At 60.7% G+C, this 15,430-nt stretch carries 12 protein-coding genes, 2 tRNA genes and 1 other RNA gene; 5 read left to right on the top strand and 10 right to left on the bottom strand.

The window, feature by feature from the left end; genetic code table 11:
* Positions 1 to 9 precede the first annotated feature (9 nt).
* The 5 genes from efeU to Q8M73_03115 form a co-directional block, all read right to left on the bottom strand.
* On the bottom strand, positions 10 to 861 hold the full coding sequence (gene efeU, locus Q8M73_03095; GenBank protein ID MDP2287536.1) for an iron uptake transporter permease EfeU: 852 nt from the start codon (positions 859 to 861) through the stop codon (positions 10 to 12).
* Between the two features lie 281 nt (positions 862 to 1,142).
* The gene (locus Q8M73_03100; protein ID MDP2287537.1) at positions 1,143 to 2,405 is read right to left on the bottom strand and encodes a GGDEF domain-containing protein; all 1,263 of its coding nucleotides are present in this window, start codon (positions 2,403 to 2,405) and stop codon (positions 1,143 to 1,145) included.
* On the bottom strand, positions 2,402 to 3,874 hold the full coding sequence (locus Q8M73_03105) for a glycosyltransferase family 2 protein (protein ID MDP2287538.1): 1,473 nt from the start codon (positions 3,872 to 3,874) through the stop codon (positions 2,402 to 2,404). Before Q8M73_03105 ends, Q8M73_03100 begins: the two co-directional genes overlap by 4 nt.
* A gap of 76 nt (positions 3,875 to 3,950) precedes the next feature.
* A tRNA-Ser gene (locus tag Q8M73_03110) sits at positions 3,951 to 4,040 on the bottom strand.
* A gap of 53 nt (positions 4,041 to 4,093) precedes the next feature.
* Positions 4,094 to 4,181 (bottom strand) — tRNA-Ser (locus Q8M73_03115).
* Between the two features lie 58 nt (positions 4,182 to 4,239).
* Here Q8M73_03115 and ffs point away from each other — a divergent pair.
* From ffs to recR, 3 genes are all read left to right on the top strand, one after another.
* An RNA gene (ffs, locus tag Q8M73_03120) (signal recognition particle sRNA small type) lies at positions 4,240 to 4,336 on the top strand.
* 27 nt (positions 4,337 to 4,363) lie between these two features.
* A complete protein-coding gene (locus Q8M73_03125) occupies positions 4,364 to 6,223 on the top strand; it encodes a DNA polymerase III subunit gamma and tau (GenBank protein MDP2287539.1) in 1,860 nt (619 codons plus the stop codon).
* Positions 6,223 to 6,816: a recombination mediator RecR gene (recR, locus tag Q8M73_03130; protein ID MDP2287540.1), complete on the top strand. Its 594-nt coding sequence runs from the start codon at positions 6,223 to 6,225 to the stop codon at positions 6,814 to 6,816. The genes Q8M73_03125 and recR overlap by 1 nt, the downstream gene beginning before the upstream one ends.
* A gap of 11 nt (positions 6,817 to 6,827) precedes the next feature.
* Here recR and Q8M73_03135 read toward each other — a convergent pair whose 3' ends face one another.
* Entirely contained in the window at positions 6,828 to 8,279 is a 1,452-nt protein-coding gene (locus Q8M73_03135; protein MDP2287541.1) for a serine protease, read from the bottom strand.
* A gap of 120 nt (positions 8,280 to 8,399) precedes the next feature.
* On the opposite strand from Q8M73_03135, the gene Q8M73_03140 reads away from it, so the two are divergent.
* Positions 8,400 to 9,686, top strand: coding sequence for an aspartate kinase (locus Q8M73_03140; protein MDP2287542.1), 1,287 nt, complete (start codon positions 8,400 to 8,402; stop codon positions 9,684 to 9,686).
* Positions 9,683 to 10,732 carry an aspartate-semialdehyde dehydrogenase gene (locus Q8M73_03145; GenBank protein MDP2287543.1) on the top strand — a complete coding sequence of 350 codons (1,050 nt, stop codon included), beginning with the start codon at positions 9,683 to 9,685 and terminating at the stop codon, positions 10,730 to 10,732. Before Q8M73_03140 ends, Q8M73_03145 begins: the two co-directional genes overlap by 4 nt.
* A gap of 77 nt (positions 10,733 to 10,809) precedes the next feature.
* On the opposite strand, the gene Q8M73_03150 is transcribed toward Q8M73_03145, so the two are convergent.
* From Q8M73_03150 to Q8M73_03165, 4 genes are read right to left on the bottom strand one after another with little or no spacing between them, the layout of a single operon-like run.
* Positions 10,810 to 11,838: an ABC transporter ATP-binding protein gene (locus Q8M73_03150; GenBank protein MDP2287544.1), complete on the bottom strand. Its 1,029-nt coding sequence runs from the start codon at positions 11,836 to 11,838 to the stop codon at positions 10,810 to 10,812.
* Position 11,839: 1 nt separating this feature from the next.
* Entirely contained in the window at positions 11,840 to 12,856 is a 1,017-nt protein-coding gene (locus Q8M73_03155; protein MDP2287545.1) for an ABC transporter ATP-binding protein, read from the bottom strand.
* Positions 12,857 to 12,907: 51 nt separating this feature from the next.
* Positions 12,908 to 14,491, bottom strand: a complete 1,584-nt coding sequence (locus tag Q8M73_03160) for an ABC transporter substrate-binding protein (GenBank protein MDP2287546.1) — start codon at positions 14,489 to 14,491, stop codon at positions 12,908 to 12,910.
* A gap of 54 nt (positions 14,492 to 14,545) precedes the next feature.
* Positions 14,546 to 15,430 carry an ABC transporter permease gene (locus tag Q8M73_03165; protein MDP2287547.1) on the bottom strand — a complete coding sequence of 295 codons (885 nt, stop codon included), beginning with the start codon at positions 15,428 to 15,430 and terminating at the stop codon, positions 14,546 to 14,548.

Consider the following 15,430-nt stretch of genomic DNA (forward strand, 5'->3'; position numbering starts at 1 on the left):
GCTGGGCGGTCAGCGGCCAGCGGCCGCCGACGCCGAGGCGATCTGAGGCGCGGCCCCCGGCTTGATTCGAGGCTTGCGAAAGAACAGGTACATCACCGGGATCAAGTAGGCGAACCATGCGACAAGCTCAAGCACAGATGGTGCGGCAGACAGATTGAAGATTCCCTTGACCAAGGTTCCGTACCAGCTCGCTGGCGGCAGCGCCCCCGTGGCGTCGAAGGCCAAGTTGTCCAGTCCAGGCAGGATGCCTGCTTCCTGGAGATCGTGCACGGCGTAGGCAAGGACACCTGCCGCCACCACAACCAAGGCGGCGCCGGTGTAGGTGAAGAACTTAGCCAGGTTGATCTTCAAGGCCCCGCGGTAGAACAGATAGCCAAGGACCACAGCCGTGGCCAGGCCCAGAGTCGCGCCGACGATCGGGGAGAAACCAGATCCCGTTGACTGCACAGCGGCCCAGATGAACAGGGACGTTTCCAAGCCCTCGCGCGCGACTGCGATGAAGGCAACGACAGCGATCGCATAGGGGCCGATGCTCAGAGCGTTGTCCAGTCGACCGTGAAGTTCGCCGCGGATATTGCGGGCGGTCTTCTTCATCCAAAAGACCATCCACGTGACGAAACCGACCGCGATGATGCTCATGAAGCCGCCAAAGGCCTCCTGCATCTTGAAGGACATATTGGCCGAGCTGAAGGTGAGAGCAGCTCCAAAGCCCAGGCTCAGGGCCAAGGCCAGGCCAACGCCGATCCACACTGGCGTGAGGGCATCGCGCCGTTCGGTCTTGACGAGATAGGCGATCAGGATGCTCACGACGAGGGCAGCCTCAATACCTTCCCTCAACCCGATGAGGTAGTTGGCGAACATCAAGCCTCCCTTGTCGGGGCAAGGTTAGGGTTACCTAATCTTCGTGGCAAGTCATCCGTGCCATCTCGTGGTGCCTGCCGTGAGTTCTCACGCTATCGCCGCTCGTGCCTTCACGTATTCGGGCCAAGCAGACGCCCCGAGATACTGAGCCAGATCCAAGAGCCCCTCGGTCGAATTCGTCCCGCAGGCAACAACCGCTCCAGTCCTTTGGCTACACGCCACGTGAGCTGTGTAGCCAAAGGACTGGAGCCGCAGCTGGCGCGTACTGCGCTGACCCCTCGCTACTCGGGATCCACCGGCTGGCTCAGGGCAGCTCGGTGCGCGGTTATTTCCTGAGTTGCGGTCTCGACCAGTTCCTCGAAGGTCGACTGACCGGGCGAGGCGACGGCACTGCCGAGGGTCACGGCGATCGCACGCTTGCCCAGCATCACGCCGCTGCGCGCGATGGCCTGCTCGATCTGCGCACGCAGTTCGGCAGGGTCGCCGATGGCGCCGACGCCCAAGGTGAGGAACGAGTTGCCGTCCCATCGCGAGACGAGGTCTGCGGCGGGGAGCGTGGCCTTGACCGCCCGCCCAGTCACCTGGACCACTTCGTCACCGAACTCGATGCCGTAGGCGCGGTTGATGGCGTCCAGGCCGCGGATGTCGCACAGGAGCACATGCACCTGCTGGCCGTTTGCTGCTGCGGTGCTCGCGATGGTCTCGGCGAGGGCAAGCAGGCCGGTCCGAGAGAACAGCCCGGTGAGGGGGTCTGTGCTGGCCAGGGCATTCGCCCGCATCTGGGACAGGCTGAGCCGGTCGATGATCGTCATGCGTATCTGCAGGAGCACGAGTCCGGCCACAAGAGCGGCAAGGCTTGCGACCACCCATGGCAGGGTCGCAAGGGAGTCGATGACCGAGCCGGACACCAGCACCGCTGTGGCACTCAGCGCACCGCCGACGAGCCCGGCGCGCCAGGACATCGACATCGGCGGGAGCATCACCAGCAGGACGACAGCATTGACAAGGACAACGGGCTCGTTTCTCACAGCCGCGAAGTAGGAGACCTCGATGATGACCACGGTGATCATCACTGTCCACACGGCGATAATTCCCGATGCCGAGATGCTGGTTCGCACGAGCACCTGTGAGGTCGCGATCAGCACGAATGCGGTGACCATCGCGCCGATGCTGTTCCGCGGCGAGGGCTCGTCGTAGGCAAGGAGATTCAGCAGTGCGATCACCAGCATCAGTGCACCTATGAGCACCATGGCCTGCGGGATCGTCTGGCGTGCGGCATCGTGGCGCAGCTGGACGAATGGCTCGTGCAGCTCATGCAGCGACGCCCTGGTCTTCCTGGTCACGGCTGGCTCCTGTGCTGAGGCGAATGGAAGGATCGCGCGGACACGGCTCGGGTGGATCTGTGGCGGCCATGGCACGAGCTTGGAGACGGTCAGCCCCAAGTAGATGAGCGTGTTGAAGCCCACGACGAGTGCGAACACCAGAAACCAGGGCTGGCTGAGCGTGCTCTGCGGGAGGAGGAGCCCCGCTTGGATACCGATCATGTCGACCCCGCCGGATGCTGCACATGTCCCCAGGTCGCCTGACGACCGACACTGATGTCGAACAGGCACGAGGCGAAGACAGCCTGGAGGTAGACGTCGTAGCCGAGCTCGGGCAGCAGCGCCGCGGCGAGCAGCCGGGCACGCCAACCACCCCGCCAGGCAGTGATAACCCGCTCGAGCCAGAAGATGCCACCGATGATGATCCAGAACGGGAACCAGATCCATCGGTCGAGGGAGATGATTGTGATGAACAGGAGCAGCAACGATGCATTGAGGGCGACAGTGCCGTAGCCGATGCCCAGTTGCTGGCCCCAGTAGCGGATGGTCGCGCGTGTCATGCCGTACGCGGCGAGGTTCTCCAGGGCGCCGCGCTGCCATCGTTGGCGCTGGACCCACAGGTTCCTCCACGCCGGCATGAGCTCGGTGATGACGTAGCACTCAGGTGGCGACACCATCGTGGCGCCGAGGGACTTCAGCGCGATGGTCAGCTCGTTGTCCTCGGTGAGCGCCGCCGTGTCGTACACGTTGCCGGGCTCGCCGGGGATGAACACGCCGCGCGCGGCGGCCACGTCGATGAGCGCGGACGCCCGGAACATCGTCGCTGTACCCGTGAGCACGAAGACACGGCCACGACGCGACTTGATCTGCAGGCTGTAGCGCGTGTACTCATTGCGCTGGAACTGCCCGATCAGCCCGTGCCCCTCCTCGCCGAAGAAGACGCCTCCCACGGCTGCCAGTTCGGGGTCTGCCTCCATCCACTGCGTTGCCACTTCGAGATAGCGCGGCCCGAGGCTGGTGTCGGCATCCATCACGAGGATGACGTCCTGCGGCCCCGCGACCGGGAGCACTGCGGCGAGCACCTGGTTGAGGGCGCCGCCCTTCTTATGCACGTTGTTCACGCTCTCGAAGGCCTCGTGGCCCATCTCGTTCGCGATCGCCACCGTTCTGTCGGTGCAGTTGTCCGCGACGACGATGACCCGATCCGGTGGTCTGGTCTGCTTGGCCAGCGCCGCCAATGTCGTCGGCAGTGAGAACTCCTCGTTGTGGGCGGGCACGAGCACCGTGACGCGCACTCGGGCTCCGGCCTCCGCAGTCATCAGGTCCTGCCCGCGGAGCTCGTTCAGTACTCGGCGCCTCGGGCTGACGCTCATGAGTGCTGCAATGACCTCGAAGCTGACGGCCACGATCGCGATGACGGCGATCGCCACGAGTGCGACGATCACCAGCCCACTGGGAGGCAGTTGCTGCGAGACGAGGATCTCGCGGTTGCCGACAGTGCGCTCCTCCGGCGGCAGGTAGGCCTGCTGCCCGTCGAAGTACCTGCCGACGGCGATGGCGATTGCGGAAACGATGAGGATCGAGGCGAACACGAGCAGGACGACGACTCGTCCGTAGAAGGTGGCGTTATTGCTGGCCTGAAGCTGCGGCAACGGCGTATTGACGAATGTCTTTCCAGCCTCCGGGCTCACGCTCACCTTCGAGATGATCGCATAGCAGCGCTAGAAATCTGGGAGTCCTGCATGACATGACTGCTTGAAAAGAAGATGGCGGTGGCGGTGGGATTTGAACCCACGGTGAGGTTACCCCCACACACGCTTTCGAGGCGTGCTCCTTTGGCCGCTCGGACACGCCACCGCGGACGAGGGTACAAGCACAAAAGAGGGCACAGAAACGTGCCCTCTTTCAAGTGGCGGAGGATAGGGGATTTGAACCCCTGAGGGGTTTCCCCCAACCCGCTTTCCAAGCGAGCGCCATAGGCCACTAGGCGAATCCTCCGCGGGCGAGCGTACTTGCCACCACATTCGCCGAAGCCGCCACCTGCCTCTAGAGTTGGTGCGACCCCTCGTGCGGCGGTATCCCGCTTAACCCCCCCAGGGCCGGAAGGCAGCAAGGGCAGGTGGGCTCTATCGGGTGTGCGAGGGGTCCCTTGTGCGCACATTAGGGTGGCCAGCGTGTCCATGGCCCTGTATCGCACCTACCGTCCGGCCAGCCTGGATGAGGTAGTCGGGCAAGAGCATGTGACCGGCCCCTTGCGCCGGGCCCTTGAGCACAATCGCACCCACCACGCCTATCTGTTCGCTGGCCCTCGTGGCTGCGGCAAGACATCAACGGCTCGGATCATGGCTCGTTCCTTGAACTGCGAGCAGGGTCCCACGCCTGATCCGTGCGGGGTCTGCAACAGCTGTATGGATCTTGCTCCCAACGGACCGGGATCCATCGATGTGATCGAGTTGGATGCGGCGAGTCATGGTGGAGTGGAGGACACTCGCGATCTGCGCGAGCGCGCGATGTTCGCGCCAGCCTCTTCGCGCTACAAGGTCTACATCATCGACGAGGCCCACATGGTCACGTCTGCTGGTTTCAATGCCCTGTTGAAACTTGTCGAAGAACCGCCACCGCATGTTCGCTTCATCTTCGCCACGACTGAGGTCGACAAAGTGCTGCCGACTATTCGTTCGCGCACGCACAACTACACATTTCGTTTGGTGTCCACGCGCGAACTGCAGACCCACTTGGCGAAAATCTGTGCGACTGAAGGGGTGTCCGCTGATGCCAATGCATTGGCGTTGATTGCGCGTGCAGGTGCAGGCAGTGTTCGCGACAGTCTGTCCATCTTGGGTCAGGTCATTGCGGGGGCCGGCGATGACGGAGTGACGTACGCCGACACAGTGATGCAGCTGGGTATGACTGACATGACTCTGCTCGACGAGACTGTTGACGCCTTGATCGCGCGTGATGGTGCGCAACTCTTCGGTGTCATTGAACGCGTGATGGACGCCGGACATGAGCCACGTCGTTTCGTCAGTGATCTACTCGAACGCTTGCGCGATCTCATCGTCTTGCAGCATGTGCCCGATGCCGCGGAAACGGCCTTGATCGATGGACCTGATCAGCAGATTGCTCGGGAGATTGAGCAGTCGAAGATCATTGGTCCGACTGAGCTTTCACGGGCTGCCGATGTTGTCAATGAGGCCTTGAGTGAGTTGAAGGGGGCCACCGCGCCTCGACTGCAATTGGAGCTGATGTGTGCTCGGCTTCTGCTTCCGGCCATCGATGCTGATGAGCGAGGACTTGCAACGCGTCTTGATCAACTCGAGCGCCGGCTCGCAAGTGCTCCGGCTGATGCTGCGGCAGTTCAGATCAAGGCGACTGCCGCCCCCACCGGGCCTCCGGCCGCGCGTCGACTGTCTGACATCGCTCCGTCTACCGCAGAAGCCGCAGAGGTAGATGAGGTTGTGGCGGACAAGACTCCGGAGCCAAGTCCTGAAGCTTCTATACCTGAGTCCAAAGCCGCCGCACCCACAGCCACGCGTCCACCGCGAGCAGTGCCGCAGGCAAAGCCTGCCGGAGCCACCAAGCCGACAGCACCAGTCGAAGCGCCAGTTGAAAGCGCAGCGGGGGATATGCCGTCGATTGCCGACTTCGCCACGATGTGGCCCGCAGTCCTTGACGCGACGAAGTCGTATTCACGAGTTGCCTGGATGCTCTTCAGTGCTTCGCAGCCCTTGTCCATCAGTGATGGAACCCTGGCTATCGGCGTTACCAATGCCGGGCAGGTGAACAACGCGAGAGCCAGCGGACATGACGAGCGCATGCGGCAGGCCATCTTGGATGTCATGCGTGTTGATGTCCGCATCGATGTCGTGCTGGATCCCAATGCAGTTGCGCCAACTGGCAAGGCCAACGAAGCAAGCCCAGCAAAACCCGCCGAGCCTGACAGCCCGAGCATGGATGACGAGAATCAAACCGAGGAGACAGGTGTCGACTTGGCCATTCGCGCTTTGGGTGCCACACAAATCGGAGAGATTGAGCACTGATGTACGAGGGAATCATTCAAGATCTCATCGACGAACTAGGTCGGTTGCCCGGTGTTGGCCCCAAGAGTGCTCAGCGCATCGCCTTTCATATCCTGGCTGCTGAGCCCACTGACGTCTTTCGCTTGGCCGATGCACTGCGCGAAGTCAAAGAGAAGGTTCGCTTCTGCTCAATCTGTGGCAACGTGGCCGAAGAGACTGAGTGCCGTATCTGTCGCGATCCTCGACGTGATCACACCGCCTTGTGCGTGGTCGAGGAGCCCAAGGATGTCGTGGCGATCGAGAAGACTCGCGAGTTCAAGGGTCGTTATCACGTGCTCGGCGGAGCCATCAGCCCAATCGATGGCATCGGACCAGATGATCTGCGCATTCGCGAGCTGATGATCCGTCTTGCTGACGGAGCCATCGTCGAAGTCATTCTTGCCACTGACCCCAATCTTGAAGGCGAAGCCACGGCTACTTATTTGGCTCGGCTCATCGCCCCTCTTGGGGTGGCGGTCTCCAGGCTTGCCAGCGGACTGCCCGTAGGTGGCGATCTTGAGTACGCCGATGAAGTCACTCTTGGGCGGGCCTTTGAAGGCCGCCGCCGCGTCTAGTCACACCTGTTCTACTTCACTCGTACTGGCACTGACAGCGAGGTGCCTGTGCCAACTGCCGTGGTTGCTGATGCAGCGCATCTGTAGGTGCCGCGGGGCAACTCCTCAACCCACGCATCACCTCCCACGCCCGCAATCTCGATCCCACCTGCGTACGAAGTGCCGGCTGGAGAAATGCAGACCACATTCCACTGCGTGACTGCAGGTCCGTTTCCGTGTGCTGCTGAAACGCGGAAATAGACCTCGTGCGAATCCACTTGCACTGCTCGCACGACCGTGCCCGGATCAGGTACAGAGAGGGGCGATGCCGTGATTGGCGATGACACTGCCGAATTTCCCCCGAGAGTGCCTGCCACGGCCGTGACGTTGTACTTGGTGCCGTTGCTCAACCCCTCCACACGACATTGCAGAGTGGCAACTGGTGCGACACAACTCACCGCCTGTCCGGTCGCAGGATTGATGACAGATGCCGCAGCTCCGGTCACCGGCAGCGAGACCGAGCCTGCCGAGAATGTAATGAGCAAGGCGTTGTTCAGTGCAGCCACAGACACTGTTGGGGAGCCTGTCGGCGGCGCTATCGGCGCAATCGCGCCGTGCGCGAGCAGAAAGTCGTACGTCGCCGAAACTCGGGTGTACACACCGGATGTGCCGGAGTCGCAGTCGGCGCCCCACGAGACGATGCCGACCAAGCGCGCTGCGGCACCATTTCCGGCGATCAGTGGACCGCCGGAATCACCTTCGCAGGTATCCACCTGCAAGCCCCTGGATACACCTGCTGCGCAGAGCATCACTTTGGGATCCACGTCCTGGCGGCCCCAGCCCTCGAAGGTCAATCCAGAGACGGTGAAGTTGTAGCCATTTCCGCAGTTGGACACCGGAAAGACGACCATCTCGGCTTGGCGCAGCAGGGTTGGGTACTTGTCTGCTGAGGCTGAGGTATTTCCCCAGCCGGCAGTGGTCACGTGAATGCCTGCTGCGGTGAGCGCCGCCGCTTCAAGTGGGGACACCGCCAAGAGCGGTGGCACATCTGTGATTGGCGCAGCAAGAGTCAGCACGGCAACGTCGGCTGCTGAATCGTTCTTCAAATATGCGGGGTTGACCGCCACGGCCGACACGCGCACCAAGCGCATTGGCGCTTTGAGATCGCGGCCGAAGCCGATGACCAGTTCGCTGGGCCCCGCTGCTGTTCGGGCTCCCTCTGCAACTACGCAGTGGGCGGCCGTGACGACAGTGGTGGGCGAGGTCAATGTGCCACCGCAGAACTGCGAGTCAAAGGGCAGTGCGCCGTTCAGAGCATCAGAGCTCAGGAGGGCCACGAGAAATCTGAAGTCGCCCGTTGCCGGATCCCCATGAATGATCCGAGGCTGTTGAGCCAGGCCCATGGGTGCAGCCGAAGCGACGACGACCGAAGTGAAGCCAGCGCAAATGAAGGCGATGACGATTCGGACGAGACGACTGGGCATCGGCACCTTTCAACGACTCGCCAGGGTGGCCCGTGTGAATCTACCCGTGGCTGCTAGCGCCGGTGGAGCCAGAATCACCAAGGCCAAGGGGCTGCTCGCGCGACGGTAGACTTTCCCATCGTGTCCTTGATCGTTCAGAAATTCGGTGGTTCGAGCGTTGCTGATGCCGCAAGCATCAAGCGAGTGGCTCGCCGCATCGTGCATGCCAAGCGCGCTGGCAATGATGTGGTCGTGGTGGTTTCGGCCATGGGCGATACCACTGACGAACTCCTGGAACTGGCCAATCAAGTCTCCGATGGCCCTCCCGGCCGTGAACTGGACATGCTCCTGACCGCTGGTGAGCGCATCTCAATGTCGCTCCTTGCCATGGCCATTGCCGATCTTGGTGCCGATGCCCGCTCCTACACTGGCTCGCAGGCCGGGCTCATCACTGATGCGGCGCATGGAGCGGCGCGAATCGTTGGAGTGACGCCTGGGCGCCTTCAGGAGGCAATCGCCGATGGCGCCATTCCGATTGTTGCCGGATTCCAAGGTGTCTCGCATGACACCAAGGACGTCACCACACTTGGTCGCGGAGGCTCCGACACCACGGCAGTCGCCTTGGCAGTGGCGTTGAATGCGTCGGTGTGCGAGATCTATACCGATGTCGACGGCGTGTTCAGCGCCGATCCTCGCATCGTCCCAGCGGCTCGCAAGGTGCCGTTCATTACCTACGAAGAGATGCTTGAGCTCGCTGCAGTGGGTGCGAAAGTGCTGCATGTGCGCTGTGTTGAATACGCGCGCCGAGGCAATCTGCCAATTCATGTGCGTTCGTCATTCTCCTCCCATGAAGGCACCTATGTGCTTTCGCCAGAAGCTATCGCGACCGCTATTGCAGAAGGAAGAGCCATGGAACAGCCGATCATCTCCGGAGCCGCAGCAGACGTGAACGACGCGAAGATCACAGTGATCGGAGTGCCGGACAAGCCGGGCGAGGCCGCGGCAATCTTCCGCGCTCTTGCTGATGCAAGCGTCAACGTGGACATGATCGTCCAGAACGTCTCCGCCGCCGCGACCGGTCGTACCGATGTGACCTTCACGTGCGCTCAAGGTTCGTCCGAGTTGGCCAAGAAGGCACTGGAAGCTCAGCGCGGGTCCATCGGATACGAAGAACTGCTCGTTGACGAGCAGATTGCAAAGGTCTCACTTGTGGGTGCTGGCATGCGGTCCAACGCCGGTGTCTCTGCCACCTTCTTCACTGCCTTGGCCGATGCCAATATCAACGTACAGATGATCTCCACTTCCGAGATTCGCATCTCTGTTGTGACCACCGTTGCGGATGCCACTCGCGCAGTGCAGGCCTTGCACACCGCATTCGGTCTTGATGCTGACGGCGAGGCAGTGGTGTACGGGGGGACCGGGCGATGAGTCGCGGTCTGCACGTTGCTGTGGTTGGCGCCACCGGCCAAGTTGGCGCAGTAATGCGCCGTTTGATTGAGGAGCGCGAATTTCCCATCGATCGAATTCGATTCATGTCTTCTGCGCGTTCGGCCGGCACCACCCTTTTCTGGCGAGGCCAGGAGATTGTGGTGGAAGACTCACAGACTGCTGATCTGAGCGGCATCGACATCGCGCTGTTCTCAGCCGGAGGATCAACCTCCAAGGAGATGGCGCCGAAGTTTGCCGCTGCCGGCGCGGTTGTCATTGACAACTCATCCGCCTGGCGGATGGATCCAGACGTGCCATTGGTTGTCAGCGAGGTCAATCCGCAGGCAATCAAGGAGATGCGTAAAGGCATCATCGCCAACCCAAACTGCACCACTATGGCCGCGATGCCAGTGTTGCAGCCGCTGCATGCGGCAGCAGGATTGCGACGTCTGGTCGTCAGCACTTATCAAGCCGTGTCGGGCAGTGGCCTTGCTGGTGTTGCAGAACTCGCCTCGCAGGTACGTGACGCAGTCGATCAGGATTTTGAAGGGCTGACTCATGATGGTGGCGCTGTGAAGTTTGCCGACCCTCAGAAGTACGTCGCGCCGATTGCCTTTGACGTCATTGCCTTCGCTGGCAGTCTGGTGGCAGACGGTTCCTATGAGACCGATGAAGAGCAGAAGCTCCGCAACGAGAGTCGCAAGATTCTCGGCATTCCGGAGTTGCTCGTTGCAGGCACATGCGTGCGGGTACCAGTGTTCACCGGTCACTCACTTTCGATCAATGCCGAGTTTGATCGAGCGATCACTGTCGATGAGGCAACTGCATTGCTGAGCAGTGCACCTGGCGTATCAGTGGTTGATGTGCCGACTCCCTTGGCAGCTGCGGGCACCGATCCATCGCTGGTCGGTCGCATCCGCCAAGACCAGTCGGTATCCGGCGGTCGAGGCTTGGTGATGTTTGTCAGCAACGACAATCTTCGCAAGGGAGCCGCGCTGAATGCTGTTCAGATCGCTGAACTGGTTGCTGCAGGTCTCTCGCAGTAGCGTCTCTCATCGGTGAAAGTGGTCCGAGATGTCATCGGTGACACATATGACGTAAGGCACGAAAGCCGGTCTGTCACTTATAGGTCACCTTGGGGCGCCGCGATCTCGACCAACGAGTTGGGGCTAGGCAGAAGCGGGAAGTGGCATGCGACGAATTGTCCGGGCGATACCTCTTGCATGATCGGTTCCTCTGCGGCGCACTTGTCCTGCACCTTGGGGCAGCGCGTGCGGAACCTACAACCACTGGGTGGCGAAAGAGGGGAAGGCACGTCGCCCTCGAGGGCAGGCCCTCCGAACGCGACGTCAGGATCTGCCTGAGGCACGGAATCCAGGAGCGCGCGAGTGTATGGGTGAGCTGGCTGGTTGTAGACAGCCTCCGGCTCTCCGATCTCGCAGACCTTGCCGAGGTACATCACCATCACTCGATCACTCACTGTGCGTACTACGCCCAAGTCATGCGAGATGAAGATGATGGTGAGGTTGTGTTCGGCTTTGAGGTCTTCAAGGAGATTCAGAACCTGTGCTTGAACGGAGACATCAAGTGCCGAAACCGGCTCATCGCAAATGAGGAGGTCAGGGCGCAGGGCCAACGCACGTGCGATCGCGACTCTTTGCGCCTGGCCTCCTGAGAGAGCCCGCGGTAAGGCCTTGGCGAACCGTTCACCCGACAGTCCGACCTGGCTCAGCACATCTTTCGATGTCTGCTTCCGCTCCTCCTCCGGCCGCTTGGCTACTGCAAGGCCCTCGACGACTATGTCTTCCACCCTTCTCCGCGGATTCAACGAGGCGATCGGATCTTGGAAGATCATCTGCATCTCGCGTCGAAGCTTGCGCATCTCGCGTTCGCTTGCACGCTCGATTGACTCGCCTTTGAAGGAGATCTGCCCCGATGTCAACCGGTCGAGTCGAAGCACTGATCGGCCTGTCGTGGACTTTCCGCAACCAGACTCGCCAACGATGCCCAAGGTCTCGCCGCGTACCACGTCGAAGCTCACTTTCGATACTGCTTGGACCAGGCCGCCTGAAGTCGGATACTCGACCACCAGATCCTTGACCGAAAGCAGTGCTTGTTCGTCACGCAGGTGTGCTGTACCGCTACCAGCCATGTCAGCGTCCCCCTTGTCCAACGTTCACGGTGTCCCGCGCTGCATGCTCGACAGGGTGCAAGCAGGCGAACTGGTGTTCTGTACTCGCTGTGATCAACGCTGGACCCGGATCGATGCACTCAGGTGTGTTGAATTCGCATCGCGGAGCAAAGCGGCAGCCCTCCGGGGGGCTCACGGGATCAGGCAGGGAGCCATCGATCACACGGAGCCTCTGATGCCGTTCCGTGGCGATCGATGGTGTAGCGCCAAGAAGCGCTTCGGTGTACCGGTGTCGGGGGGTCTCGAAGACTTCGCGAGTGGGGCCAGTCTCGGACAGTCTTCCTGCATACATCACCGATACACGATCCGTTCTGCCGGCCACGACTGAAAGATCGTGGCTGATGAGCATCATGGCCATGCCGCGTTCGCGCTGCACAGATCTCAGAAGATCCAGGATCTGCCGCTGAATCGTCACGTCCAGCGCGGTGGTGGGCTCATCGGCAATCAGCAGCACTGGCTCACACGCCAATGCGATGGCAAGCATGACGCGTTGGCGCATGCCTCCAGACATCTCATGGGGGTAGTTGCGAAGACGAGGTTCAGGATCCGGGACACCAACTTCAACGAGAAGCTGCAGGGCGCGGGTGTGAGCCTCGCTCTTGCTTACACCGAGATGCTTTCGCATGCCCTCTGAGATCTGGCGCTCCACCCTCACTACAGGGTTCAGCGATCTCCCCGGGTCCTGGAACACCATGGCGATCTGATTGCCCAGCAGTTCCTGCTTCTCCTTCTTGGAAAGCGAGAAGAGGTCTCTTCCCTGAAGGCGAACCTCGCCTGTGCAGGCTGAGCGTGGGGGCATCAGGCCCATGATCGCCCGGGCCATGATGGACTTCCCAGAGCCCGACTCACCAACGACTCCCAACGCCTGCCCTGCCTCAAGGTTCAATGAGACATCATCGACAGCGCGCACGGACCCTCGTGGGGTTCCGATATGCGCTCGTAGATGCTGCACCTCGAGCAAGGGGGTGGTGTTCGTCATGATGAGTCGGGCCTCCTGGGAATCAAATGGAGCTGTCAGCAATCCGCACTTCTATGGCTGCATCCACAGTCCTTCAGTGACAAGTGAGCCACTGCCGTAGTACTCGATGCCGCCTCCGAACTTCTTTCCTGTCCAGAAGTAGCCCTGAGGTGTGACGTACCAGAGGTAAGGATTCAGCGACGTGATCCGCTCCTGAGCGATCGCGTAGGCATCCTTGCGCTCACCGATGTCAGTCGCCTGGCGTCCGGTGTCGAGCGCATCATTGAGCACCGGATCATTGATGCCGCTGGTGTTCCCCTTCGAATCCCCGTGGAACCAGGTGTACATCTGGGTCTCCGGATCCAGGAAGTTCGTCCCCGAACTCATCGCCTGGAAGTCACCACTGAGTGACTTGCCCTGTGCAGTGGGGAAGTCGAACTCCTCCACCTTCACGGTGACGTTCTTGTAGGTCGACATCTGTGCCTGCATCGCCTGAGCGACGGTATTGCTCGGTGGCAGTGAGTACGCGGTCAGCGTGATCGCCACGGGCTTTCCCTGCTTTGCTGCAATCTCATCGAAGAGCGCCTGCGCTTCGGTGGCATTGAACTGCGTGATCTCCGTTCCTGTGTAGAACGGGGCATCAGCATTGAAGAGCGATGTTGGCAGTTCTGCCACGCCTTCGTAGACAACCTCGTTGATGAGGCTGATATCGATCGCCTTCACGAATGCTTCTCGTACCTTGGGATCATCGAATGGCGCCTTGCGGAAGTTCAAGGCGAAGCCATTGCCGCCATTGAGCATCACCTGGTAGGTGCCGTAACCGGCAGCTTCGGCCTTCTGAGTGTTGTCGGCCTTGTTATCAACAACAATATCCACGCCATCTGCCTGGAGGGTGTTCAGGCGTTGTGCGGAATCCAGAACTGTGCGGATCGTGAGGGAGTCGAGGTACGGCTTTGGCGCATTCCAGTACGAGGGGTTCTTGGACAGTTCCATCTTGTCCTGGCGAATCCAACTCTTCAATGTGAAAGGACCGGCACCGATTGGATTGGCATCGAACGCCTCTGAGCCCTTCTTCAGCGCGGCCGGGGAAGCAATCCAGTTCAGCGACGAGACTGTGATGCCCTGCCCGAAGTTCGGATTGGGCACTCCCATGGTGAATTGCATGGTCAGGTCATCGACAACTTTGGTAGAGGTCACCTGCGCAGCCGTGCCCAACGAAGCGGATCCCAACTCGGGATTCTTCATGCGATCCCAATTGAACTTCACGGCCTCAGCATTGAGTGCGGAGCCGTCGCTGAAGGTGACGCCAGGCCGGAGCTTGAGGTCGAAGGTCTTGCCAGCGTCACTCGACGTCAGGCTCTCTCCGATTGAGGGAACCAATTCGTACGTGGTGAGGTCCTGCGTGAAGAGCGTTCCGTAGAGCGAGGTTCCCACGGGAGCGCTTCCCGAGTAACCCACTGTGATCTTCGCCGGATCCAGACTGGTTGGCTCCGTCATCATCAGGAGTGATGCACTACCGCCCGCTACAGGCTCGCCTGAGGTGGTGCCACCTGTGCTGGTTACGTCCGCCTCTCCACCTCCACCGCATGCCGCAAGCAATAGTGCCGCGACACTCACCATGGAGGTGGTGAGGATCGATTTCCTCATTCGTTTCATCGAATTCCCTTCGGTTGTGTTGTGAATGGTGAATGCATTCCCCACTCGTTGGTACTAGTCCTGCATCGTGCGATCAAGGCGAACCCGGAGGAAGTCTCCAGCTTGATTGAGTGAGAACACAGTCAGGAAGATGACCCCTGCCGGAATGAATACCAAGGCCGGATAGTTGGCGATCACGTCTTTGCCGGATGCGATCATCCCGCCCCAGCTTGGAGTTGGCGGAGGGATGCCGAGTCCAAGGAAGCTCAAAGAACCTTCCGCGACGATGAGAGCTGCGATGACAATCGGCAGGTAGGTGGCGATTGGCGGCAGTACATTCGGCAGCAGTTCCCTAGCGATGATCCGGGTGTTTCCAGCTCCCATATTGCGCGCTGCTCGGATGAACTCACGAGCGTTCCATGCAATCGTGGTCGCCCGCGACAATCGCACGAACGTGGGCACCACAATGAGGGTCAACCCGATCATCATCGTCTGCAAACTCGGGGTCAAGATGGAAGAGAGCGCAAGCAGGAGGATCAGCGCGGGGAAGGCCAAGAGGGCATCAGTGACAATAGTGATGACCGCATCAATCTTTCGTCCGAAGTACCCGCCGATCATCCCAAGCGTCGTACCGATGGTGAAGCCGGCTATCCCTGAAACGGTTCCGACCAATAGCGAGACTCTTGCTCCATAGACGAGCCTGGCCAGAACGGATCTACCGAGTTGATCAGTTCCCAGCAGCATCTCAATTGAGCCGAGCTGTGGTGGCTGGCGTGGCCTGCCTATAGGAACCTCGTAGGAGCCAATCGGCAGCAGACTCGCGAAAAGCGCTAAGAAGACAACCAACGCCAGCCACGCGAACGACAGATACACCATCACGGAGCGTGTTTTCTGAGTTGCCGGAACCAGCGGATCATTTGTGGGGGCGAGGCCTGTTCCGCCAGAGAGCGGTTCGGCCAT

The organism is Actinomycetota bacterium (assembly GCA_030684515.1).
Lineage (GTDB): Bacteria > Actinomycetota > Actinomycetes > S36-B12 > S36-B12 > UBA11398.

What these genes read in the sequence shown, in the direction of transcription:
- efeU (MDP2287536.1), bottom strand. Translation starts at nt 861, where the DNA reads ATGTTCGCCAACTACCTCATCGGGTTGAGGGAAGGTATTGAGGCTGCC.
- Q8M73_03100 (MDP2287537.1), bottom strand. Translation starts at nt 2,405, where the DNA reads ATGATCGGTATCCAAGCGGGGCTCCTCCTCCCGCAGAGCACGCTCAGC.
- Q8M73_03125 (MDP2287539.1), top strand. Translation starts at nt 4,364, where the DNA reads ATGGCCCTGTATCGCACCTACCGTCCGGCCAGCCTGGATGAGGTAGTC.
- recR (MDP2287540.1), top strand. Translation starts at nt 6,223, where the DNA reads ATGTACGAGGGAATCATTCAAGATCTCATCGACGAACTAGGTCGGTTG.
- Q8M73_03135 (MDP2287541.1), bottom strand. Translation starts at nt 8,279, where the DNA reads ATGCCCAGTCGTCTCGTCCGAATCGTCATCGCCTTCATTTGCGCTGGC.
- Q8M73_03145 (MDP2287543.1), top strand. Translation starts at nt 9,683, where the DNA reads ATGAGTCGCGGTCTGCACGTTGCTGTGGTTGGCGCCACCGGCCAAGTT.
- Q8M73_03150 (MDP2287544.1), bottom strand. Translation starts at nt 11,838, where the DNA reads ATGGCTGGTAGCGGTACAGCACACCTGCGTGACGAACAAGCACTGCTT.
- Q8M73_03155 (MDP2287545.1), bottom strand. Translation starts at nt 12,856, where the DNA reads ATGACGAACACCACCCCCTTGCTCGAGGTGCAGCATCTACGAGCGCAT.
- Q8M73_03160 (MDP2287546.1), bottom strand. Translation starts at nt 14,491, where the DNA reads ATGAAACGAATGAGGAAATCGATCCTCACCACCTCCATGGTGAGTGTC.
- Q8M73_03165 (MDP2287547.1), bottom strand. Translation starts at nt 15,430, where the DNA reads ATGGCCGAACCGCTCTCTGGCGGAACAGGCCTCGCCCCCACAAATGAT.